Origin of the sequence: Capnocytophaga catalasegens, assembly GCF_026005215.1 — a bacterium.
In the GTDB taxonomy this organism is placed as follows: domain Bacteria; phylum Bacteroidota; class Bacteroidia; order Flavobacteriales; family Flavobacteriaceae; genus Capnocytophaga; species Capnocytophaga catalasegens.
Genome location: NZ_BPMA01000022.1, coordinates 19,826 through 39,855 on the forward strand (window position 1 = coordinate 19,826; position 20,030 = coordinate 39,855).

Below are 20,030 nucleotides of genomic sequence, written 5' to 3' on the forward strand. Positions count from 1 at the left end.
ACTATAATCAGGATGTCTGAGTTTTTTGTCTGTTGTCATTACAATAAAGGTTTTGCTTGTTCTATTAAATCTATTTGTTCTTCTAAAAATTTATCTCTGATTTCAGCTGTTGGAAAAGCTAAGAAACTATGTGATGCTCTATAACTACTTTTATAAAGTTCATTTTCATGAACATTTACACAATGTTTAAAATCATCTGAAATATTCCAATAAGGCTTCCAATTAGGATTTTCAGGATAATATCTTTTGATATATTCATCTCTTAACCATTCCAATTGTGCTAAGGCAATTACTGCTTCTGCTATCTCCTTACTTTTAAAAACATCTTTATTACTTGGCATACTATGTAAATCTTTCTCAAAATATACCACTGCATCTTCTATTATATAACCTTCTTTATCGAAAGCCTTTTTCCAAGTAATCTTTTCTTCTACTTTCTTAAATACAATCTTTTCAAAAGTAGACTTCTCTTTGTCTATTTCATACCCTTGTGGTACTTCGATTTTTAATTCTTTCATTTTTATAAATTTCTATTAGTTTTAAAATTAGTTGTTCACGGGCTTGTTTGTAAGTTTCATTAAACAGATTAATGCAAATATGTTTATTTTCATATTCTATTTCAATTTCATACCCATTCTTATTCTCTGTCATATAAACTATACTAAACAATCTTTTCTCTCTAAACCACTTGAAAACTTGTTCGTAAGTGGGAGCTGAGCAAAAAGGCTCTTCACTTTCGTTAGTATTGTGAGCCCATATCTCCTCAATATCTAACACACTAGTTTGTTCTGTTTTATTATGAGTTAGACAATGTATTTTTTCAGGATAGGAATAATAAAACAAACATTCCTGATCAAACCCTATTTCTTTTAATTTTTCCGCTATTTCGTACGAAACGAAAATGTCTTTTAAGGTATTCATATTATTTTTTAATTTTTCTTACTTCATTGTCTTTAATACAGAACCAGTAGCAGCCCCATAGTACATAAATGCCCCCGTCTTTATTGAACCCTAAAATTTCACTTTTATATAAAATATGACCATAATAACCTCCAAAAAAATCTATAACATCGCCTATCTTATATTTTTCGTGACTTTCTGTAAAACTATGATAGGTTCTTATATTTTGAATTATCTCTGCTTTTTTGTGCTGATATTTATATCTTAAATCTATTGCTTTCATATGTTATTTTTTTTACTTTCATTATTCTATTTGTTTTCATTTTCTTTTCAAATACTGGTTTATTTCCCTCTCAAACTCCTCAAACGAACGGCAAACAACATACTTATTTCCGTTTTCTGTAACGGCTTTTTGCCACGCTTTCTGCTTGTCGGTTTGCTTGTTCTTGCCGACTTTCATTTCGATACAAAGTGCCGAATGTTCTTTGTTGGCTTTGAGCAAAATCAAATCCGATACACCCGATGTAACACCTTGTTTTTTGAGATTTGCTGCCTCTGTTGCGTTGCGACTGCCTCCGTTGGGAACGGCAAATAATAACGGCTGTAAGTCAGGGTATTGTAACCGAAACCAACGCAAACACTCCTGTTGTAATAAACTTTCTTGTTGTTTCATTTTTTTTTATTAAAAGATTAAAATATTCAATGATTAAATGATTAAAAAAATTCAAGGTTCCAAGTTCCAAGTTCTTAGTTACTTGGATTTTGTTACTTGCTTCAAGGTTCTATTCGCTACCACTAAAATGGCACGTCATTATTAAACGCCTGATGCGTATTTATCATTGGCAAAGGCTTAAATTCAGGTTTTTTGGCTTGAATTTTATTCGATGTATTTTCAATATCAGAAAATTCCATATATTTCAAATTACAATTAACAACTGTAGCTCCAACCATTCCATTGCGAAACTTACCGACAATAACTTCAACTTGCCCTTCGGTAGGCGTACCTTCTTCATCGTCCCATTGAGTGATTCCGTAATATTCAGGGCGATACAGAAACATCACTATATCGGCATCTTGCTCAATAGCTCCTGATTCTCGCAAATCAGATAACATCGGGCGTTTATGTCCTGATCTGTTTTCTACACTTCGCGATAATTGCGACAACGCTACAATAGGCACGTTTAATTCTTTGGCTAATGCTTTTAATCCTCTGGAAATTTCGCTAATTTCTTGCTCCCTATTCTTGCCCTTCCCTGATGTATTCATTAGTTGTAGATAATCAATGTAAATTACTTTTACGCCTTTATCTCTAACTAATTTTTTTGTCTTAATCTTTAATGTCAAAGGTGAAATAGCCGGCTCGTCTTCAATGTAAATAGGAAGCTTTGAAAAAGTTTCTCTTGCATATATCATTTTGTGAATATCATCATCAAGCAAATTACCTAATGCCAAATTATTAGCGTCTATTTTTGCATAATTTGCCATTAAGCGTGCTGTACATTGTCGAGCAGACATTTCTAATGAAAAAACAGCAACAGGAATACCTTTTTGCGCCTGAAAAAGTGCATCATTAAGCAAGTACGCTGTTTTTCCCATTGCAGGGCGTGCAGCCAAAATGATTAAATCACTATTTTGATAACCGTTGAGTTTCTTTTGCATCTTTTTTAATGCAACAGGGACGCTACATACTCCATTTTCCCTACCATCGTTAAATAATTCGTCTACGTGGTCTTTAAAATCTTTACTCGGTTTGATGCTCAACCAATCGGAAATGATATCAAGTTGTCTGTACGCGTGATTGAGTAGTTCAAACGGATTACTATCATCTTCATATGAAGTCTGAATGGTTTGTGAAAAAATTTCAATAATTCTGCGCTTAATGTAAAACTGCGTTAAAATATGACAATGTGCCTGATAGTGAGCAGAAGAACTTACTTTTTGTGTTAATTCTATGATATAAAATTCTTGACCAGCCAAATGCAATTTCTTTTGCTCCCGCAATTTATCTATCAAAGTAAGCAAATCGATATTTTTGCTTTCGTTGAAAAGACTTACCATTGCCAAATAAATCACTTGATGCTTAGAATTATAAAAAACATTTTCGCTCTTGAAAAGACTAATAATATCCCCGATACACTTTTGCCCATCAACTAACATCGCACCTAAAACGGCTTGTTCTATACCCTCATCGTGAGGCTGTTTATTTGCGTCCATTTTTTTACTTTCTTTTTTTTGACAATACTTTACTTATTTTTTAAAAGAAAATCGAAATTTACCCATTAAAAACGCTTCAGAGCGGGTATATTAACCGCAGCTACTTCTGTTTTTTGCTTTTCCTTTCGGATTTTTATCCAATTCAGAAAATGCGTTTTATAATCTCCGTCTTCTTTTACCGATTGCCCCGATTGCTCTAAATGCAAATTAAAATCCGTAAGCAGTTTTTCTAAATGCGCTTTATCTTTTACTCCATTTCGAGGGTTACCAACAACAGCCAAGCATAATCGTTCGTTAGCCAAATAATCTGTTTTTAGAATTTTAATATCCTTAAAAACTCCCGACGATGACGACGATGACGACGATGACGACAAACTTTCTTTTTTATATTTTTCTTCATCATTATCATTATCACTATCATTATCATTATAGGGTTGTTTAGGTTGTTTTTTCAAGGGTTGGGTTGTTTGGGTTGTTTTTTCAAGGGTTAGGTTGTTTGGGTTGTTTAGGTTGTTTTTCTTGGCGTTCTGATTTCCTTTTGGTGCGCCTCCTTTTTTGCCGTTTTCCCTTCGCCTTTCTACAAGCTCATCATACCTTTGATTATCTCTTTCAAATTGAGCCTTGAACGGGGCAAAAGCTATGCGAGTAACAAAATCTTCCATTAGGCTCTCAAATCCTGTATCAGCGTCTTGCTCGCATCTTTCAGCACTGCGCAACTGATACGCCTTGATTGCCCTGAACAATTTGCCCGCTTGCTTATCGTCCAACTCATCTAAAACAGATAATGCATCTAAGTATAGAATAAATGATTTCTTGTTGTCCATTTTTACTCTTTTTTAAATTTGTAATACTTCCATATTTTAATGATTTTAATTAACGTTAATTTTATTTTGAATATTCGACCTTTGAAATGGTTTCGCTCCATACCTCACGGCGTTATCTTATAACTTCAAAGGTGTTTATATATGAAAGATTTAAAAAAGTGTTATCGCTTTATATCATTGAAAATAAATGTTGCCCCGCTTTATCTAATTCCGTTTTTGCAAATCCGTACTTATCAATATCTTCTTTTCGCTGTTTTATTGTTTTTATCCAATTATCAGTAGTCATTGATAAATGTTTGGTTATCCTTTATAATTCGTGTTTTAAAATATCCTCCAAATCAAATAATGTTGGTGTGTTTATTTTATATTCTATCGATTTTAAGTAAAAAAGCCCATCATCATAGTATTCTGGATTTAATTCAAAACTGATAGCTTTGCGTTTGAATTCTAATGCTTTGTAGGCAGTGGAAAACAACCCGCCAAAAGGGTCTAATATCGTATCTCCTTCATTGGTAAATCTGTATATCAGACGTTCTATAATATCAAATTGTAAAGGGCAAATATGCTTTTCTTTTTTACGATTCACTTGATTAGCATTTAGGGTGAGCATTCGGTTTATATCGTCCCAAACTAAATTGCTGTTTGACTGTGGTGGCAAGGTCATAAATAACTTACTTAGTTTGCCCTGAGCTTCTAATTCGTTTGATATTTCCAAATGCTTTTGAAAATCGTAAATGGTTTGCTTATCGTAATTTTTCCAAGAATTAAAAACGGTTTTCATTTCGGCAATGTTTAATTCTTCGGGCGTTAAAAAACGATTTCCGTTTGATTTCCAATAAGCGTGAGCGTCCAACTGCCAACGAGCCAAATCGTATTCTTCTTTGCTTTTTGTTACGGGAATATCGGCGTAAGCGTTGTTATCCTCGGTAGGTGCTTTTCTGAATAGCAATACATATTCAGGAAGCCCAACGCCCATTTTGGTTGCGTCTTTGCATTGCTCTCCCCAAGTGAGGCGATATGTTTGATTATTTTCACGCACTACGTCGGTAGTAATGGTTATTTTCCCAATCAAATAAAATCCGTGCTTTTTGAAGTGAGCTACCGTTTCGCCCGAAAAATCATCAATGGTAGTAAAACACGTTCCGTTTTGGTGCGAATATCGGATTCTGTCCTTTACGTGGATAGCTGCAATTCTTCCAGGATTTAACACTCTTAGCAGATTAGGGGTTAAAAAATCCATTTGTTTGAAAAATTCATCGTTGCCGTCATTATGCCCGAAATCATTATAATTGTCCGAATATTCGTAATGGTCTCCAAACGGAATAGATGTTAAAATCATATCCACTGAATTGTCTGAAAGGCGTTCGGTCGCCACAACACAATCTTGATTCCAAACTTGAGCATTGCCCACTTTATGATGTCGTTCTTTGTTAAAAATTTGTCTTTTCATATCTGATGTAATTTTATCGTTATTAAGTCCGTAATTACGTACAAGGTCAATCATTTGGGTTTGTAACTCGATGTGTTTTCGCCATTTTTCTTTTAATGTTTTTAGTACTTCTTCTTCATTTTGAGTATATAAAATGTAGATATGCACCTCTTTATTTTGTTTAAATCGATAAATACGATGTACTGCCTGAATGAAATCATTAAATTTGTAATCAATTCCTACGAAAATAGCTCTGTTACAAGCATGTTGGAAGTTGCATCCAGAACCTGCGATTTTGGGTTTTGTAGCCAAAATTTGATATTTTCCATTGCTGAAATCAATTAGCAAATTTTCTTTCTGCTCGTTGGGTTGCGAACCAAATACACTCTTTACGTTAAAATCTTTAAATTTCCTTTCTATTTCTTGTCTCTCACTCTCCAAATGATGCCAAATAATATACCTCTCATTGGGGTTTTCTTGTACAATTTCAAGAGCTTTTTTTACTCGAATTTCTATACTTTCTCTCTTTTCCTTTGAAGTTTCCAAAAGACTCTTAGTGGTATTCTTAAAAAGCACAAGATTTCCCTTTTTATCAAAGATAGGTTCATCTGATAAGTTTTCTATTAATATCTGGTGAATATGCATTTGTGGCAGGTTGTAGCCATCGTCAGCATATCCCAAATCAGAGGGTTTGTTCAAAAACACCGCCCAAGTACTTACCCATTTCCAAAACTCATCTTTTTTGTTAGGATATAAAGTAAGTTTGCCCGCCTTTGTGCTATCTCGTTGGAAAAATCGAGTAAGAGCGTGTCCTCTATCAATTACACCCAAAAACGAAGCATAATTTAAGATTTCGATAAAATCATTTGGTGTTGGGGTAGCCGTAAATACAAACCGATAGGGTACATTAGCAAAATGATTTAATATGTAATCCGTGGTTTGTGTTTTTAGATTTCTGATAGCCGAAGCCTCATCAAAGGATACTCCTGCAAATAAACTACTATCAATATCGCCTTTGCGAACACGTTCGTAATTTGTTAGGTAAATTCCGTTATCCTGAATATCTGCCGTTTCGGTGTCGGTGATGTAGTGCATTGGATATGGAACGCCTATCATTTGAGCATCACGTTTGAACTCTCCTACTACGCCCAAGGGCATGCAGATAAGAAAAGGTTTGTTTTCTTGCTTAATCACTGCGGTTGCTATTTGCAGTTGCATTACCGTTTTGCCCATTCCGAACGAAGCAAAAACTGCCCTGCGACCTCCTTGCAACGCCCAATGACAGATGTCTTTTTGATGAGGAAGTAGGTCATTAAACGATGTTTCCTTATCAAAATTAAATCCGAAAGATTGAGCCGATACGGTTTTGTTTTCTAAAAATGTTTTGTAATCGTTATTCATTTCTTATTGATTTAGGATTTAGGTTTAGTTCCGTACGCTAACTAAATGCTAAATCAGTTTGCTACAAGTCGGGAATCGAACCCGATACAGCCCTGATGCTCTTGTATCCGTTGTGTAAGGGCGTAAGCATTACACCCCTACGGATTTTAATTAACTAACTAATTTTATAAGTTCTTGTTTCAAAATGAATAGGTGAAATGCGTTCTAATTTGCCTTTGTATGCAATTTTCAATACATATTTTATATAAAGTTTTCCCCAAAACAGAATTCTTAATCTATTAAGAAAAGAAGGCTCGTGTCTCTCAACATTAGTGGTTAATGTATAGGTACGGATTATTTTTTTGCGTTTGTTTTTTATAGTCATAATGCTTTGATATTTTAATCCAATACCTCGTTTTTTCTCTCATTTTCAAGGTACTTCGTCCAAAAAGAACGTTCTATGATGGCTTCCACATTGAGCTTTTTAGCCGATAGTAATTTCATTGTAAACTGTTCGTCTGTTCCGTACTGCTGATAAAAGGCTTCACATAATGCCTTTGCTTCTTCGGCATCGGACGCTTTGACAATGAACTCTTTTTTGTGAGAAACTTGGTCATCTTCAAGTTCAATGGTTATTTCAACATCAATTTTGTAATGAAAGGCTTCCTTGTCGTTAGGTTCTGCTTTGGAAAATGAAACCAAATCAACGTAAGACAAGGATTTAACACTCACAATGTGAAACACTCCATCATAATTTTGCTCGATGTAGTCGATTGCAATTTCCTGTGCTTGATTTACAGACACAGCCCCTAAATAGAAGTTTTTGTTTTTGCCAAGCATTTCGGCGGTAACTACCCAAAGTGAGCCTGTTCCATTGGCAAATGTTCCCATTCGTTGTATGTTGGAGACCTCCACTTCCTGAATGTCACCACTTTGCAGGAAAAAGTTAATCTCTGAAAGTTCATCACTTCCTAAGAGAGTACCTTTATCCATAATGAGTTCTTTGCGTTCGATATTAACGGCTTCGCCTGTGTCCTCATCGATAAATTCTTCCTGCCAAGTGCGGAGCAGTCTTTTGGCTAAAAACTTTCCTCTCATCTGCGAAATATCCGATGTCGTGATGATTTCTTCTTCAAATCGTGGAGTTAGATTTTTTCTTTCTGTGTTCATTTTAATATCCTGTTTTTGCTATTCGTAATTCTTCTTTTGCCATTGAAATAAGTGTTCGCAAGGCTTCGATTTGATGATAACACGTGCGGTTAATGCGTTCGAGCCAATCCACTACGTATTGTTCCTCTTCAGCGATGGACTTCACAAGTGCATTTTGTGCCGTTGCCGATAAACAATTCTCTTTGGCTATTTTGATGATGGTTTTGCCAATTTGCGAGGTTACTTTATTGTTATACAACCGCTTGGCATCGGCTAACATCTGACCACTTCGAGCCATATATACCGACAAGGCTTTAATACGTTCGGTGTATTCATCAGGATTGTCCGATGTATGAATTTCCAAATACGATTGGATTTCTTGGGCTTCTTGTTTTAATTTTTCAATCATTTTTGTTTTTCATTCCAATTATGTAGTTAAACATTCCTAATAATAAGTAAAATGTGGCTCTTGGGTAGTCTTTTTCTACGAGGTAATAAGTCGAAAGGCACATACATGGAATGAATGTTATAAAAGCGATTATTGAAGTGTATTTTCTCATTTTAAATCGTGTTTAAATGGTTTTTAAATTGTGAAGCGGACAGGATTCGAACCTGTACGGATTGTCCCTTTCTGTTAGCCGTCGCTATCGTACTTGGTAAGTGCGTCCACGCCCTGATTAGTGTCTACCAATTCCACCACCGCTTCTTTGCTTTCATATCAAAATGGCAATTCAAGTTCGTCCTCTTGTTGATTTGTTGGTGCGTTGCCGTAATTATCAAACATTTGCCCCTGTGTGGGTTGTGGCTGTTGGTAATTAGCGGTCTGCGGTTGCTGAAAAGAGTTCGGCACTCCTGCATTAGCCACATTCGTAGTTTGGATTAACTCAAAGCTGTAAGCATTTAAGTTTTGTGCGTGCGATTTTTTTGTTTGTTTGGTTTCTTTGTCCTCAAATTCAAAGAAACGTCCGTTAATTCCAAAAGACACTTTCAAAATGTCCCCAGCGTTGAACGGTTGCAGTTTGTCAATGCTTGAATTTGTTACTTGGAATTTCAATATATTTTCTCTTCTTTCGCCTGTGTATTGGTCGAACGTGGAACAATCCAAATAAAACTCTTGCACTCGGAAACTATCCGTTTTTTGCTGAATGTCTGATTTTTTTAATAATTTGCCTCTGATTTCCATTTGTTTTTTTTGTTTAAATGTTAAAAGATTCAAGGTTTTGGGTCAATGTTTGATGTTTGCTAATAAAACATCGAACTTTTGTGTAACTCCAAAACTTGGCTATTTTCGTGAGCATTTGCTCTAATAAAAGCTCGTGCTTGTTGCCAACTCAGGTGTGTTCGTTCGCTTCCGAAGGCGTGGGTAAACGTGCCGTATCTCTGACTTTCCTCTTGTGCCTCTTGTACTTTCATTTCATCGTAATTGTGTTCGATAGCATACAAATCATATCCTTTTGCCGTGATGCCTTTCAGATGTGCCGTGTCAGTAATATGAAATATTTTCTTATCATCTTTAAAAATTCGCCAACCACAATTCGGCACGTCGTGATATGCTTTTACGGGCGAGATTCTAAAATCTCCATAGTCGTAAAGTTTCCCGATTTCCAAAACATCAATGTTTTTAAGGTTTGGCAACTCTTCAACCAGCCAAGAGCAACACGCAATGCGTAAGGTCGGGCGATGGCTTTGCAATATCTGTAAGGTTCTTAAATTCAAATGGTCGGAATGTTTATGAGTTAAAAGGACGATTTTAATTTCTTTCAGATAAGGTTGCAAAGCCTTGAATGATACGCCACAATCCACGAGGATTTTTTTATCGTAAATTATGGCGTTGCCACTACTGCCCGAACCGATTACGTTTGCTATTCCCATTTGTTTTCTGTTAGATTATAAATACCTCTTGGGAAGAATTTCATTTCGGGCTTTTCTTCATATTGAAAGCCCCACGCTAAGCCAAAGTGTTTTACCATTTCTTCTCTCGGATTTTCAGCGGTTATCATAACTACGCAATCTTTATCCAAAGTGTATCCGTTAAATCGGTACACGTGCATTTGACAAAAAGTGAAATAGTGTGTTTTCATTTTTACAAGTCTTCAAAATTGATTTGCTTTTGTTGTTGTGGGGCTACTTGTGAGGGTTGCTCCGTTTCTGCGGGATCAGGTTGATTGATAACCTCTTTATCAACAACTTCTCTATGAGAAATATCTATAACATTCTGTTGCTCTTCTTGCGTGTACATCGCTCCGAGTTGAGCAGGGAACGCCTCTCGTAATGCCTGAACCTTTGCTACCTTTGCAATCATTGTAGCTCTCTTATCATTCCAACTGGACTGTTTTTTGTCATACTCTTCAATATTGACTTTTGCAACAACGGGCTTTAATCGGTCTTTTCTATACACTTTTGCCCAAGCTCCTAAAATCTCATCTGTTTTTAGATAAAAATTACCCTCAACTTCGATAACTGCTTCGTTTCGTTTCAAAATCAAACCCGCTTCCAATCCGTTATATTGTTCGTTGGCTTCGGCACGTTTCATTAACGCCTCTTTACTGACAATCATTTGTGCGGGTGTGCTTCCAAATTTGATTAGATAGGCTTCATTCAAAAAAGGATTTAACTTATTGAATTTGCAAATGCTCATAAATTGCATCAAATCTTGGTCGGTAACTGCTCCGTTGCCTTTGGTCAAATAATCTCTGATAATTTGATACGAAAGTTTTATGTTTTCTCCTGCTACCTCGTACTCTACAACAGGATTTTTTTCTTTTGTTGCTACTGCTGATGTGTTTACTTGTGCTTCCATTTTCTTATAAAATTTCAATATTATTACTGATGATAAATTGTTTTAATGCTTTAAGTTGCTCCATTGTGCCTCTGACTTTGAAACTTGTTTCAACAAGTTCGTTATTTGGATTTTGCTCACTTGAAACTTGATTACTTGGCACTTGCTTAACTTCTTGCGGAGCTTGTAGCACCTCTTTTTCTTTGGCTTCTTGCTCGGCTTGTAGTTTTGCTTGTCTTTCGGCTTGGACTTGTTTTTCAGCCTCAATTCTTGCCAATTCTCTTTGTTTTGCTTCTTGTCGTTCTTTGACTATTCGCAAAGAATGATTAGCATCTAAACTTTTTTTGTACTCAAACAAAACTTCACTTTTGTACTCATCGCTTTCGGGAATGCCATTGATTAAATCAACGTCATTAACTACTTTTGTGATGAACTCTTCAACTTGTTTTCTGAGTTGATTTTCAGTAACTGAAAGCGTAACATTTAGCCCTAATCTTTCGTAAGTAACAAAGTCTATTTTTTCGGCTTGGCACAACTCTTCAAAAAAGGCTTTTACCCGCTCGGCTTTTTCTTCTTTGAGTTGGTTCTCGAAAAAGTCGATTTTGTCTTTCAAAACCTTATCCGCATTTTGGTAATGTTGAGCTATGAAATTCTTGTAATTGGCTTCAAACTCATTGTAAGGAGCTAAAACACTCTCTTTAATGAACTTTTTTCGCTCTTCAAAGGCTTTAAACTCTTTATTGAGGTCTGCCCTTGTGTTTTTTGCCGATTGCTTAGTATGCTCTGTGATTACCTGACTTTCCAAATTCAAATCAGCAATGCGTTTTTGTACTTTTTCGCCCACTTCTTTGATTTTATCGTATGTAATGATTGGGGCTTGTTTTAAAATTATTAATTCGTTCATTGGTTTTTATTATTAAAAGATTTAATGTTCAAGGTTTAATGTTTAAGGTCATTGTAACTTGTAACCTGAAACTTGGTTCTTGGCTCTTGGTTCTTGATTACTGATTCTGAACGCCCAACTCGCTACTTTTGCTTGCAATGGGTTGTACTCGCCGAATTTCTATCTGAAACTTCGTGCTTAAATCCATTGCGTGGCGATGTTTTCTATAAAACCCTCGCAAGTGATATTCTGCATTGAAGGCATTAAAACCTGATACTTCCATACTCTTAATAGTATGCTCAATGCCTCTGTCTTTTACTACAAAATCTATTTTATAAATCGGATAAAATTTCATAATTTATTGATTTAAAAGGTTGTACAAAAAGTTAATTAAATCTTCTGATTGGTCTTTGAGATAGGGTTTCGATAAGTCCCAACCATTATGATGTAAGTATTCTAATTCATTAGCATCTTTATAGTTAAGATATGTTCTATAAAATTCCCCATCAGAACTTAAGTAAATTTCTTCAGAATAATATCTATTTTCAGGTGGTAATAACTTAGGTAGCACTTCCAAAACATCATTAAGCATTGGCTCTTTGCCGATGATTTCAAATTCAGATAAAGTTAGATATTTTAATTCTTTAATCTCACCGTATGGTAATAATACTCCGTAGCTTACAATATCATCTAAACCTAAACAATTCTCTATATCTACTATAACTCCCTTATTATTATGCAAAGCTCTTACTATACATCCTTTTTCTACATCAACCAATCTCGGAAGTGCTTTTCTAATTGCCTTTGTTACTGCTTGGTATTTTTGTTCTGTTGTCATTTTTTTAATTATTAAAAGATTAAAAGATTTAAGGTTTAAGGTTCAAGGTTTAATGTTTAATGTCCTTGAAACTTGAAACCTGAAACTTGTTAATAGGAATAATCCCATATATACTCTCTTGGCATAGATTGCGCTGCTAAAACTTCTACCGAAAAACTATTTTTAAAATGCTTTTGGAAAATCAATTCTTGCTCTGTTGTAAATTCATATTCGTTGCAATCTTCGTCAATTATACGTGTTATGAATAATTCGTAATGCTCTTTGCCTGTTCTTTCTTTATATTCAAGATATATATCAGCCTCAACGTTAAACACTTCGCCTTCTACAAGCAAATAATCACGACAACTACACCAATAAACGTCCTTTTGGCATTGTTCCATTTCAAAATTCAAATGCAAAGGCTCTTTCAACAAATCATTGAATTGTTGGCTGGTTAAATTTTTCATACTTTTGAAGTTTAATTTTAAAATTGAAGTTTTCTTTTTGCTTGGGTGTTAGGTCCTGATAAGGTAGCCCACCGAATAATACTTGCCCGTTTATGGCCTGAATAGGTGTGTCAATAAACGGCGTTTGTAGTCCAAGTGTCATTGACAAATACACCAATCTACGGCGCCTATCTGCATTTTGTGTCTGGTTGTATTCTTTGAAAATACGACGTTCTAAAAAATCTTTGGTTTTTTCGTTTAATAATTTGGTAGTTCCAAAATTTCGTTGTAATTTTGCCATCATAATAATGAATTTTAAATTTTTTAATTTAGTCCGCTGGAAAGCGGGCTTTTTTGTTTGTATTGTTCAAATTCTGCATTGTACTTAGTTATGTATTTTGAAATATCAACGCTCTTTTTTTCCTTCTTTAAAACCTTGCCTGCTTCCACACAAGCAAGGTCTTTCTTTACAGATAAAATTTCATTTGTAATATTGCGTATTGCTCCTTCAAGGCTCAATTTTAGCACTTGCAGGTCCGCAAGTTTCTTTTTCAAACTACGTCTTTCCTTTTCCTTATTCATAAGTTACTTGCTTAATTTGCCTCTTCGAATAATTCCTCTTTTGTTAGTCCTGAAACTTTTACAATAGCCTTTAATCTTGATTTTGAAGCCAAAAAACGTTCAGGCGTTTTTTTAATCCATCTACGCATTGTTTCAATAGTCTTTCCATCAATAAGCAAACCTAATTCTCTACGCTTTTCTTGCGTACGTAATTTTTTTTGTGCTTCACTTGTAAGTCTGATTTTTTTTTGTACTTTTGTCTCCATTGATAAATATTATTTTAATGTTTAATTTTCACGATGCAAAGATATAGAGTATATTCTGTAAAAACAAATTTATTAACGATTATTTTCGTTATATAGCTAATTTAGAATTATTTTAAATAATATTACTTATGGAATCCTCTGTAAAAGAACGAATTATAAAGTTTTTAGCCTACTTAAAGATAGGTCAAAATAAATTTGAAAAGCAAATAGGTCTTTCAAATGGGTATATAAATAATGTTAAATCTATTGGTTCTGATAAGTTAAATAAAATACTTAAAGAGTATCCTCAATTAAATTTAGAGTGGCTTATCACCGGCGAAGGCGAAATGCTCAACGCTGATAAAAGCAAAAAAAACACACCCATTATGGTAGACAATGAGACAAAGGAAGCCCTCAACTTGTTACGTAAGCAATTGGAACAAAAAGACAAACAAATAGAAAGCCTTTTAAATTTATTAAATAAGTAATTCTGTTCTTGTAATTTTTTTTGTACTTTTGTCTCCATATTAAATATTATTTTGTTGTGTAAATTTCACACGGCAAAGATATAACTATTTTTGTTATAAACAAAATTTAATAACCAAAAAAGTTATATTTAAATATGTTAAAGTTTTTAATTAGTTGGTTTTCAATATGATTTTTATTTCAAAATATAAAGATTTACGTAAATCTTTTGAAGAAAAACTCCGAAGGTCTAAACTGATTTATCGAAAAAACGCAATACATTGTGGGCTTTTTTCTGCTCTTTCATCTTTGGGCAAAATTGATATTTGGTCATTAGGGGAGTTTCTAATGGCAAATGACCTCTATCTTGCGTATGAAATTCCTGCACAAGAGTTAGGGGCAGAGTTGTCTCGATTTGAAAAATTAGGGCTTGTAGAAAAGCAACAGGAAGGCAATTTATTTGTCTATGAATTAACGGAAAAAGGAAAAGATTTTTATAATAGTGGCACTCTTCAAAGTCAAGTAACACAATCTGCTCAAAACGTTTTGCTTGTTGAAATACAAATAGCAGGGCTTGTTATCTCAGCAGGGTTGTTAGTTGTTGGAGTTTTGTCAGTATTAGTATCGTTAATAAACATAATTGTAGGCATAGTATCATAATAAAAAGAATTGCCCCCCACCATTTAGCGATAAAATTAAAGAGTTTGTAATAAAACATACGCCAAAAGCGTTCCTTAGGAGTTTCCCAACGTTGATGTTCTTTAAAAAATATTATTTCATATAGGGTTCCGTCCCTATCATAGAAATTAGGAAGATTTTCGTCTATGTGCTCCTTAGTAAAAAAAGTTGATTCTACAATATTTTTGTTGATATTCATAGCAAATGAATTTTAATATTAAAGTGCAAAAATATGAAAAAAAATAACACAAATAACCAAAATAGTTATATGAATTTATATTTAATAGATGCTTTTGCTAAATTAGGAAAATCACAAAAAGAGGTAATAGAGGATTTAGGAAAATCACAGCCTTACGTTTCTGCTTTGATGAGTGGAAAAAAGATAGTGGGGAAAGATATTGCAAAAGAACTTGCTGATTTATATGGATTTGATGAGGGGAGTATTTTAACGGGAAAAATGCTCAACATTCCCAATTCCGAAGAAGAAGACAATTTTGAAGATGAACAAAAGAATTATTTACAATCCGAACGCAATAAATATAACATATCATTATCTGATATATCAGAAAAAACACAAATACCTTTAAGCAAATTAAAACAATACGAAGATAATAAAAAAATTTCAAATAAACATTTAAACATTTTAGAGCAGTTTTTCGAAAATCTGGAAAATCAACAATATTCACATAACGATATTAGCGAATATGAAGAACCAGAAAACGGAAAATACATACCTCTTTTACCTCTTTCAGCAGTTGGAGGTAGTTTATACGGATTTTCAGGGTCTATAAATAATTACGATTGTGAAAAAATTATTAGTCCTATAAATAACGGAGAACTCGCAATAACAATAACAGGTGATAGTATGCATCCTGAATATCCGAATGGATCTCAGGTTATTATAAAAAAAATAAACGAACGTGCTTTTATTGATTGGGGCAATGTTTTTGTGCTTGATACCTGCAATGGCGTTATTATAAAAAAAGTACTCCCAAGCGAGAATACCAATAAAATTAAATGTGAATCAATAAATGCAAAATATCCATCATTTGAAGTAAATTTGTCGGATATTTACGGATTTTACAAAGTTTTACTTTGTCTTAGTAGAAAATAATAACATATTGAATTTAAAATAGAAAAAATTAAAAATAAAAACTATGGACACAAAACAAAAAAATATTTATTATGCAGACACGTTCTTATGTTAAATTTTCGGATAGCCAAATAGAAAAAATAGGGAATACAATGCTCTATTTGGCTGAAAAAATAGGAGGTATTTCCAAAACAAAACTCCTAAAATTACTATATATTTTAGATGAAATTTCCATAAAAAAATATGGTATTCCTTTGCTAAATTTAACCTATAAAGTCTGGAAATATGGTCCAGTATCCGAAGAACTTTATATAGATTTGTCTTCTGAAAATGAAATTGGTAAATTCAAAAAATATCTAAAAAAACAAAACGATAAATTTTATCCAATAACCGCTTTCAATGATGATGAATTTTCAGAAAACGATATTGAACTAATGAATTTCGTAATACAAAAATACGGAAATGAAACAGCCACCGAACTGGTAAAATATACTCACAGAGAAACAGGGCTATGGCATCAAACAGCAAAAAAACACAATGTGTTAGAACTACTTGAAAATGAAGATATAAACAATACAGAATATGTGATTGATATGAAAAAATTATTGGAACACGACCCAAAAAAACAACAAATGTACCTTGATTATATAGAATTTTGCTCGTAAAAAATGTTTGAAGAAAGTTATATTATCTATTTTACGCCGTTCTTTTTTAAAAACGGAAACACTTCAAAAAATAAATATTTTGTGGTTTTGAAAAATAATCAAGGAAAAGGTATAATTGCTTCATTACCAACCAGAAAAGACTTTGTCCCTACAAATGTCGCTACCGAATTTGGTTGTGTAGAAATCCCCGAAGCAAACTTCAATTGTTTTGTTATTTCTCAAAATATTGAAGTTACAGAATGTGGAAAAAGTTTTGATTTTCCTACATTTTTATACGGACATTTGATAGATGAATATAATATACAAAAAATGCAAGAAATTTATCCAAATCAGGGAACTGATTATGTAGTTTGGGGCAAAATGAAAGCAGATTTGTTTAATAACTTGATTGATTGCTTGAAAAAATCAAAATCTGTAAAAAATAAATTTAAAAAAATGTTTGAAATCAATAGAAAAAATTAAAATAACAAATTATGATAACAACCATTCAATTAGAAAAAGCAATCACTGACGAACAATACAAAAAAGTAATTGAATTGCTTAAAAGCATCAATATTTCAGTGAAAAAAGACGACACCAAAATGAGCAAAGAAGAATTTTTTGCGAAAATTGAAAATTCTAAAAAGCAAAAAGGTACTATTTTAAAATCAAAACAAGAAGTAGATAAATTCTTTTCGCAATGGATATGATTTACTCAATTGATTTTAAAGATTCTGTTAAAAAAGATATTGATAAATTAGCTAACTCAGGTCAATTAAAACTTGTTAAAAAAGTAAAGCAGTTCATTGAAGAATTACAAACGCACCCCACCACAGGAACGGGGCAAGTAGAGCCGTTAAAAGGGTTCGGCGAAAGGCAATTATATTCCCGAAGAATTGACAAAAAACACCGACTTATTTATGAAGTTCTCGAAGACCAAAAACGAGTTGAAATTTTATCTGCTTACGGACACTATGAGGATTGACCCTTAAAAAAATGAAATCGAAACTGCTATACTATAATGAACAACCTAACATTCATAATATAAATAATTTAATTTATTTAAAATGAGTATAAAACCGAGTATTTTTTAGGTAGTTATAAGTAAAAAATATTTCTTAAATAATTGATAATCAAGAATATATTTTTTAATTTTAAATTGTGGTTCCGAAGGTCGTGGGTTCGAGCCCCATACTCCACCCGTATTTATAACTACTTGAAAAATACGCTTTTAGCGTATTTTTTTTGATTAAAAAAAGCTATCTCCTATACAGAGATAGCTTTTTCTGTTTTCAGAAAAAATTAAACGTTGGGTAGGTTTTTACTTATTTTTTGCCAGAAACTTTTTTCAAAAAGACGTGAAGCACCTACCATAGCAGCCTCTTCCATAAGTGAAGAAACCACAATAGGAATATTTATATTATTCGTTTGTAGTGTTTGATTGAGTTTCTCCTCAAAATAGGCATATGCTAAAGAAATATTTCCTCCTAAAACCAGAATATTGGCATCGAATTTTTTCAGCCAAGGAGCTAAAAAAGAACCCAAATTTGTTGCAAATTCGTCAAATAATTCATCTCGAAATGAGGTTTGAATAAGTTCTTTTACTCCCTTGATTGATTTGCCTGTTTTTTGTTCAAAAGCACTGACAAACCAACGCGTGCTAAAATATTCGTCAGCAATACCTTCTTTAAAGGGTAAATGCCAGAAACAACCCTCGGGAGCTACTTTTTCGCCTGTAACAACAGGAACTCCGTCTTGGATATAAGCAGAACCAAAGCCTGTACCAAGTGTTATAACTACTACATTATCAAATCCTTTTGCTTTGTCAATCCACGATACACCCACGGCAAAAGCCGAAGCATCATTCAGAAAACGCATAGGAAGTGGTGTAAGAAGAAAAGGTTGTAATTGGGTAGGAATGTGTAAGTTGTACAAACTGGGATATTTGTGTTGCATAAGCGAGATACCGTCTTTGTAGTTAAAAGGACCAGGAATAGCAAATCCTAATCCACTAACGTTTTCTATGCCCACAACTTGCATACATTCGTTTATGGCTTTTGCCCACGATTTGAATATGTTTTGGGCTGTATCGGTATGTGAAAGATGTTCTCGCTTGAATGAGTCTTTGACAAGTGTATGTGTTGTCATATCCATAGCAATACAACTGATATGGCTACCGCCTATATCTACTCCAAGAGTATATTTTTTATTCATAAATGAAAAATGCTAATATTAAACTAGGCAAATTTACAAAAAAACAAACAAAACTTGAATTTGTTTTTTGAGATTTTTTTGTTTGGTTATCCTTGCACCCTACAAGGTGCAAGGAAAAACACAAACAAATTACACAAAATTAAATGAAACAAAAATTTTTAAAAAAACCAATAAAAAGATAACTACATATTTTCTTTTGTTACAAACCTAATGGCTAAGTATTTATCCTACATATTTTTCCAGCTACTTTGGAAAGGTTTAGGTCCATACAAATATCTACTAGAAGAGTGTAAAAAATAGTCTTGTTTGTTTCCAATTACTTTCAGAAGGAAACCCAGATCCGATAATAATTTTACTAGTTTGCTTTTGATTCACTGATATGCTTTGCCCCAACCTTCGCTTGATTTAATATAATATTGCATGGTTATTTGATTGATATACAAATCATTAGTGATACCGATATCGGGATTGGGCGACTCTATCCCAAGATAAAAAACTCTTGCTTGGGTTACTATTGTTTGTTGTAATTCTATTTCGCCTTTGCTACAACCTATAAACAAAAACCTATTAAATATAAAACGTGTTTCATTTATAGTTATTTTTTATTTAAAGATTTTTTAGGATATAGCCAATAGTAGTTAGTGATTAGTGGATAGTGTAACTATCCACTAATTTCTGTTAATTTATCAATTAAAGTTCTATCAAATTGCCATTGCCCATAATATACACGCCAGCCTTTGTCTTTGACTAATTTAGTAGCATCTGAACCTAATGAACTATGGTTTCCTTCTGCTCCCATTACATCTGCAAAGACTGTTATTTCACCATCTTTATCATAGTCATTATATTATTAGAAAAAGTATATTTTTGATATAAACCTCCAAATACACTTACTTTTTCGTTGTCTTGGCACATTACGTCGTTGTTCAGGTCAATCCATACGCCGTTTTGGTCGTTTTTGTCTGCTTCAATATACAATTCGATTTGTTCAGAAGAGGGCTTCTTCTCTGTAATTAGGATCATATACTCTTTTTGAGCTTCTTGTTTGTTAATATTAGCTCCCCATGTATTCTTTTCAATAATAGGTTTTTCGGGTGTTGGACTCTCAGGTGTTGAATCGTTGTTATTTTTGGAGCAACTATTCATAAGCGATGCAGTGGATATCATCCCAATAGCTAACATACTGCGGAAAATCATTTTTTTCATTTTTTTAATTATTAAGGTTTAAACTATTTATGTATTATGATTTTATTTTTATCAAAATGTTTTACTTTTGTCTGAAAAAATAATTTTATTGTATATCCGTAAT

The 20,030-nt window shown here is 33.4% G+C and carries 32 protein-coding genes and 1 tRNA gene; 7 read left to right on the plus strand and 26 right to left on the minus strand.

Annotation, left to right across the window (positions count from 1 at the left end; all coding sequences use genetic code 11):
* Positions 1–38 precede the first annotated feature (38 nt).
* From OO775_RS07930 to OO775_RS08035, 22 genes are all read right to left on the minus strand, one after another.
* On the minus strand, positions 39–518 hold the full coding sequence (locus OO775_RS07930; RefSeq protein WP_264846545.1) for a hypothetical protein: 480 nt from the start codon (positions 516–518) through the stop codon (positions 39–41).
* Complete coding sequence (locus OO775_RS07935) at positions 481–921, minus strand: hypothetical protein (protein WP_264846546.1); 441 nt, start codon at positions 919–921, stop codon at positions 481–483. Before OO775_RS07935 ends, OO775_RS07930 begins: the two co-directional genes overlap by 38 nt.
* 1 nt (position 922) lies before the next feature.
* Complete coding sequence (locus tag OO775_RS07940; RefSeq protein WP_264846547.1) at positions 923–1,183, minus strand: hypothetical protein; 261 nt, start codon at positions 1,181–1,183, stop codon at positions 923–925.
* 36 nt (positions 1,184–1,219) lie between these two features.
* Entirely contained in the window at positions 1,220–1,573 is a 354-nt protein-coding gene (locus OO775_RS07945) for a VRR-NUC domain-containing protein (protein WP_264846548.1), read from the minus strand.
* Between the two features lie 122 nt (positions 1,574–1,695).
* The gene (gene dnaB, locus OO775_RS07950; protein ID WP_264846549.1) at positions 1,696–3,114 is read right to left on the minus strand and encodes a replicative DNA helicase; all 1,419 of its coding nucleotides are present in this window, start codon (positions 3,112–3,114) and stop codon (positions 1,696–1,698) included.
* Positions 3,115–3,179: 65 nt separating this feature from the next.
* A complete protein-coding gene (locus OO775_RS07955; protein ID WP_264846550.1) occupies positions 3,180–3,938 on the minus strand; it encodes a DUF6291 domain-containing protein in 759 nt (252 codons plus the stop codon).
* Positions 3,939–4,245: 307 nt separating this feature from the next.
* The gene (locus OO775_RS07960) at positions 4,246–6,768 is read right to left on the minus strand and encodes a DNA methyltransferase (protein WP_264846551.1); all 2,523 of its coding nucleotides are present in this window, start codon (positions 6,766–6,768) and stop codon (positions 4,246–4,248) included.
* A gap of 154 nt (positions 6,769–6,922) precedes the next feature.
* The gene (locus OO775_RS07965) at positions 6,923–7,132 is read right to left on the minus strand and encodes a hypothetical protein (protein WP_264846552.1); all 210 of its coding nucleotides are present in this window, start codon (positions 7,130–7,132) and stop codon (positions 6,923–6,925) included.
* Between the two features lie 14 nt (positions 7,133–7,146).
* Positions 7,147–7,917 (minus strand): hypothetical protein, encoded by a 771-nt coding sequence (locus OO775_RS07970; RefSeq protein WP_264846553.1) that lies wholly within the window; start codon positions 7,915–7,917, stop codon positions 7,147–7,149.
* 1 nt (position 7,918) lies between these two features.
* Complete coding sequence (locus tag OO775_RS07975; RefSeq protein WP_264846554.1) at positions 7,919–8,305, minus strand: hypothetical protein; 387 nt, start codon at positions 8,303–8,305, stop codon at positions 7,919–7,921.
* Positions 8,306–8,487: 182 nt separating this feature from the next.
* Positions 8,488–8,602 (minus strand) — tRNA-OTHER (locus OO775_RS07980).
* Positions 8,603–8,614: 12 nt separating this feature from the next.
* Entirely contained in the window at positions 8,615–9,079 is a 465-nt protein-coding gene (locus OO775_RS07985; protein ID WP_264846555.1) for a DUF3127 domain-containing protein, read from the minus strand.
* Between the two features lie 59 nt (positions 9,080–9,138).
* A complete protein-coding gene (locus OO775_RS07990) occupies positions 9,139–9,768 on the minus strand; it encodes an MBL fold metallo-hydrolase (RefSeq protein ID WP_264846556.1) in 630 nt (209 codons plus the stop codon).
* Positions 9,759–9,977: a hypothetical protein gene (locus OO775_RS07995; RefSeq protein WP_264846557.1), complete on the minus strand. Its 219-nt coding sequence runs from the start codon at positions 9,975–9,977 to the stop codon at positions 9,759–9,761. The genes OO775_RS07990 and OO775_RS07995 overlap by 10 nt, the downstream gene beginning before the upstream one ends.
* A 2-nt stretch (positions 9,978–9,979) precedes the next feature.
* Positions 9,980–10,696, minus strand: coding sequence for a phage recombination protein Bet (bet, locus tag OO775_RS08000; protein ID WP_264846558.1), 717 nt, complete (start codon positions 10,694–10,696; stop codon positions 9,980–9,982).
* A gap of 4 nt (positions 10,697–10,700) precedes the next feature.
* The gene (locus tag OO775_RS08005) at positions 10,701–11,579 is read right to left on the minus strand and encodes a DUF1351 domain-containing protein (RefSeq protein ID WP_264846559.1); all 879 of its coding nucleotides are present in this window, start codon (positions 11,577–11,579) and stop codon (positions 10,701–10,703) included.
* A gap of 97 nt (positions 11,580–11,676) precedes the next feature.
* Complete coding sequence (locus OO775_RS08010; protein ID WP_264846560.1) at positions 11,677–11,913, minus strand: hypothetical protein; 237 nt, start codon at positions 11,911–11,913, stop codon at positions 11,677–11,679.
* A 3-nt stretch (positions 11,914–11,916) separates the two neighbouring features.
* Positions 11,917–12,396 carry a hypothetical protein gene (locus tag OO775_RS08015; RefSeq protein WP_264846561.1) on the minus strand — a complete coding sequence of 160 codons (480 nt, stop codon included), beginning with the start codon at positions 12,394–12,396 and terminating at the stop codon, positions 11,917–11,919.
* A gap of 89 nt (positions 12,397–12,485) precedes the next feature.
* Positions 12,486–12,842, minus strand: a complete 357-nt coding sequence (locus tag OO775_RS08020; protein WP_264846562.1) for a hypothetical protein — start codon at positions 12,840–12,842, stop codon at positions 12,486–12,488.
* Positions 12,811–13,125 carry a hypothetical protein gene (locus OO775_RS08025; protein WP_264846563.1) on the minus strand — a complete coding sequence of 105 codons (315 nt, stop codon included), beginning with the start codon at positions 13,123–13,125 and terminating at the stop codon, positions 12,811–12,813. Before OO775_RS08025 ends, OO775_RS08020 begins: the two co-directional genes overlap by 32 nt.
* A 20-nt stretch (positions 13,126–13,145) precedes the next feature.
* On the minus strand, positions 13,146–13,403 hold the full coding sequence (locus tag OO775_RS08030) for a hypothetical protein (RefSeq protein ID WP_264846564.1): 258 nt from the start codon (positions 13,401–13,403) through the stop codon (positions 13,146–13,148).
* Positions 13,404–13,414: 11 nt separating this feature from the next.
* Positions 13,415–13,648 carry a hypothetical protein gene (locus OO775_RS08035; RefSeq protein WP_264846565.1) on the minus strand — a complete coding sequence of 78 codons (234 nt, stop codon included), beginning with the start codon at positions 13,646–13,648 and terminating at the stop codon, positions 13,415–13,417.
* A 128-nt stretch (positions 13,649–13,776) separates the two neighbouring features.
* On the opposite strand from OO775_RS08035, the gene OO775_RS08040 reads away from it, so the two are divergent.
* The 7 genes from OO775_RS08040 to OO775_RS08070 all read left to right on the plus strand — a co-directional run bounded on the left by OO775_RS08040 (position 13,777) and on the right by OO775_RS08070 (position 17,492).
* The gene (locus OO775_RS08040) at positions 13,777–14,115 is read left to right on the plus strand and encodes a hypothetical protein (protein WP_264846566.1); all 339 of its coding nucleotides are present in this window, start codon (positions 13,777–13,779) and stop codon (positions 14,113–14,115) included.
* Between the two features lie 166 nt (positions 14,116–14,281).
* The gene (locus tag OO775_RS08045; RefSeq protein ID WP_264846567.1) at positions 14,282–14,752 is read left to right on the plus strand and encodes a hypothetical protein; all 471 of its coding nucleotides are present in this window, start codon (positions 14,282–14,284) and stop codon (positions 14,750–14,752) included.
* Between the two features lie 286 nt (positions 14,753–15,038).
* Entirely contained in the window at positions 15,039–15,884 is an 846-nt protein-coding gene (locus OO775_RS08050) for a LexA family transcriptional regulator (protein ID WP_264846568.1), read from the plus strand.
* Positions 15,885–15,955: 71 nt separating this feature from the next.
* Positions 15,956–16,528, plus strand: coding sequence for a Panacea domain-containing protein (locus tag OO775_RS08055; RefSeq protein WP_264846569.1), 573 nt, complete (start codon positions 15,956–15,958; stop codon positions 16,526–16,528).
* A gap of 3 nt (positions 16,529–16,531) precedes the next feature.
* The gene (locus tag OO775_RS08060; protein WP_264846570.1) at positions 16,532–16,990 is read left to right on the plus strand and encodes a hypothetical protein; all 459 of its coding nucleotides are present in this window, start codon (positions 16,532–16,534) and stop codon (positions 16,988–16,990) included.
* An 11-nt stretch (positions 16,991–17,001) separates the two neighbouring features.
* The gene (locus tag OO775_RS08065; RefSeq protein WP_264846571.1) at positions 17,002–17,217 is read left to right on the plus strand and encodes a hypothetical protein; all 216 of its coding nucleotides are present in this window, start codon (positions 17,002–17,004) and stop codon (positions 17,215–17,217) included.
* Positions 17,208–17,492 carry a Txe/YoeB family addiction module toxin gene (locus OO775_RS08070; RefSeq protein ID WP_264846572.1) on the plus strand — a complete coding sequence of 95 codons (285 nt, stop codon included), beginning with the start codon at positions 17,208–17,210 and terminating at the stop codon, positions 17,490–17,492. Before OO775_RS08065 ends, OO775_RS08070 begins: the two co-directional genes overlap by 10 nt.
* A 317-nt stretch (positions 17,493–17,809) precedes the next feature.
* Here OO775_RS08070 and OO775_RS08075 read toward each other — a convergent pair whose 3' ends face one another.
* From OO775_RS08075 to OO775_RS08090, 4 genes are all read right to left on the minus strand, one after another.
* Positions 17,810–18,721, minus strand: coding sequence for an ROK family protein (locus OO775_RS08075; protein WP_264846573.1), 912 nt, complete (start codon positions 18,719–18,721; stop codon positions 17,810–17,812).
* Positions 18,722–19,092: 371 nt separating this feature from the next.
* Complete coding sequence (locus OO775_RS08080; RefSeq protein WP_264846574.1) at positions 19,093–19,281, minus strand: hypothetical protein; 189 nt, start codon at positions 19,279–19,281, stop codon at positions 19,093–19,095.
* Between the two features lie 101 nt (positions 19,282–19,382).
* Positions 19,383–19,520 carry a hypothetical protein gene (locus OO775_RS08085; protein ID WP_264846575.1) on the minus strand — a complete coding sequence of 46 codons (138 nt, stop codon included), beginning with the start codon at positions 19,518–19,520 and terminating at the stop codon, positions 19,383–19,385.
* Positions 19,521–19,537: 17 nt separating this feature from the next.
* Positions 19,538–19,927: a hypothetical protein gene (locus tag OO775_RS08090; protein WP_264846576.1), complete on the minus strand. Its 390-nt coding sequence runs from the start codon at positions 19,925–19,927 to the stop codon at positions 19,538–19,540.
* Positions 19,928–20,030 lie beyond the last annotated feature (103 nt).

What these genes read in the sequence shown, in the direction of transcription:
- OO775_RS07930 (WP_264846545.1), bottom strand. Translation starts at nt 518, where the DNA reads ATGAAAGAATTAAAAATCGAAGTACCACAAGGGTATGAAATAGACAAA.
- OO775_RS07935 (WP_264846546.1), bottom strand. Translation starts at nt 921, where the DNA reads ATGAATACCTTAAAAGACATTTTCGTTTCGTACGAAATAGCGGAAAAA.
- OO775_RS07940 (WP_264846547.1), bottom strand. Translation starts at nt 1,183, where the DNA reads ATGAAAGCAATAGATTTAAGATATAAATATCAGCACAAAAAAGCAGAG.
- OO775_RS07945 (WP_264846548.1), bottom strand. Translation starts at nt 1,573, where the DNA reads ATGAAACAACAAGAAAGTTTATTACAACAGGAGTGTTTGCGTTGGTTT.
- dnaB (WP_264846549.1), bottom strand. Translation starts at nt 3,114, where the DNA reads ATGGACGCAAATAAACAGCCTCACGATGAGGGTATAGAACAAGCCGTT.
- OO775_RS07955 (WP_264846550.1), bottom strand. Translation starts at nt 3,938, where the DNA reads ATGGACAACAAGAAATCATTTATTCTATACTTAGATGCATTATCTGTT.
- OO775_RS07960 (WP_264846551.1), bottom strand. Translation starts at nt 6,768, where the DNA reads ATGAATAACGATTACAAAACATTTTTAGAAAACAAAACCGTATCGGCT.
- OO775_RS07965 (WP_264846552.1), bottom strand. Translation starts at nt 7,132, where the DNA reads ATGACTATAAAAAACAAACGCAAAAAAATAATCCGTACCTATACATTA.
- OO775_RS07970 (WP_264846553.1), bottom strand. Translation starts at nt 7,917, where the DNA reads ATGAACACAGAAAGAAAAAATCTAACTCCACGATTTGAAGAAGAAATC.
- OO775_RS07975 (WP_264846554.1), bottom strand. Translation starts at nt 8,305, where the DNA reads ATGATTGAAAAATTAAAACAAGAAGCCCAAGAAATCCAATCGTATTTG.
- OO775_RS07985 (WP_264846555.1), bottom strand. Translation starts at nt 9,079, where the DNA reads ATGGAAATCAGAGGCAAATTATTAAAAAAATCAGACATTCAGCAAAAA.
- OO775_RS07990 (WP_264846556.1), bottom strand. Translation starts at nt 9,768, where the DNA reads ATGGGAATAGCAAACGTAATCGGTTCGGGCAGTAGTGGCAACGCCATA.
- OO775_RS07995 (WP_264846557.1), bottom strand. Translation starts at nt 9,977, where the DNA reads ATGAAAACACACTATTTCACTTTTTGTCAAATGCACGTGTACCGATTT.
- bet (WP_264846558.1), bottom strand. Translation starts at nt 10,696, where the DNA reads ATGGAAGCACAAGTAAACACATCAGCAGTAGCAACAAAAGAAAAAAAT.
- OO775_RS08005 (WP_264846559.1), bottom strand. Translation starts at nt 11,579, where the DNA reads ATGAACGAATTAATAATTTTAAAACAAGCCCCAATCATTACATACGAT.
- OO775_RS08010 (WP_264846560.1), bottom strand. Translation starts at nt 11,913, where the DNA reads ATGAAATTTTATCCGATTTATAAAATAGATTTTGTAGTAAAAGACAGA.
- OO775_RS08015 (WP_264846561.1), bottom strand. Translation starts at nt 12,396, where the DNA reads ATGACAACAGAACAAAAATACCAAGCAGTAACAAAGGCAATTAGAAAA.
- OO775_RS08020 (WP_264846562.1), bottom strand. Translation starts at nt 12,842, where the DNA reads ATGAAAAATTTAACCAGCCAACAATTCAATGATTTGTTGAAAGAGCCT.
- OO775_RS08025 (WP_264846563.1), bottom strand. Translation starts at nt 13,125, where the DNA reads ATGATGGCAAAATTACAACGAAATTTTGGAACTACCAAATTATTAAAC.
- OO775_RS08030 (WP_264846564.1), bottom strand. Translation starts at nt 13,403, where the DNA reads ATGAATAAGGAAAAGGAAAGACGTAGTTTGAAAAAGAAACTTGCGGAC.
- OO775_RS08035 (WP_264846565.1), bottom strand. Translation starts at nt 13,648, where the DNA reads ATGGAGACAAAAGTACAAAAAAAAATCAGACTTACAAGTGAAGCACAA.
- OO775_RS08040 (WP_264846566.1), top strand. Translation starts at nt 13,777, where the DNA reads ATGGAATCCTCTGTAAAAGAACGAATTATAAAGTTTTTAGCCTACTTA.
- OO775_RS08045 (WP_264846567.1), top strand. Translation starts at nt 14,282, where the DNA reads ATGATTTTTATTTCAAAATATAAAGATTTACGTAAATCTTTTGAAGAA.
- OO775_RS08050 (WP_264846568.1), top strand. Translation starts at nt 15,039, where the DNA reads ATGAATTTATATTTAATAGATGCTTTTGCTAAATTAGGAAAATCACAA.
- OO775_RS08055 (WP_264846569.1), top strand. Translation starts at nt 15,956, where the DNA reads ATGCAGACACGTTCTTATGTTAAATTTTCGGATAGCCAAATAGAAAAA.
- OO775_RS08060 (WP_264846570.1), top strand. Translation starts at nt 16,532, where the DNA reads ATGTTTGAAGAAAGTTATATTATCTATTTTACGCCGTTCTTTTTTAAA.
- OO775_RS08065 (WP_264846571.1), top strand. Translation starts at nt 17,002, where the DNA reads ATGATAACAACCATTCAATTAGAAAAAGCAATCACTGACGAACAATAC.
- OO775_RS08070 (WP_264846572.1), top strand. Translation starts at nt 17,208, where the DNA reads ATGGATATGATTTACTCAATTGATTTTAAAGATTCTGTTAAAAAAGAT.
- OO775_RS08075 (WP_264846573.1), bottom strand. Translation starts at nt 18,721, where the DNA reads ATGAATAAAAAATATACTCTTGGAGTAGATATAGGCGGTAGCCATATC.
- OO775_RS08085 (WP_264846575.1), bottom strand. Translation starts at nt 19,520, where the DNA reads ATGGGAGCAGAAGGAAACCATAGTTCATTAGGTTCAGATGCTACTAAA.
- OO775_RS08090 (WP_264846576.1), bottom strand. Translation starts at nt 19,927, where the DNA reads ATGAAAAAAATGATTTTCCGCAGTATGTTAGCTATTGGGATGATATCC.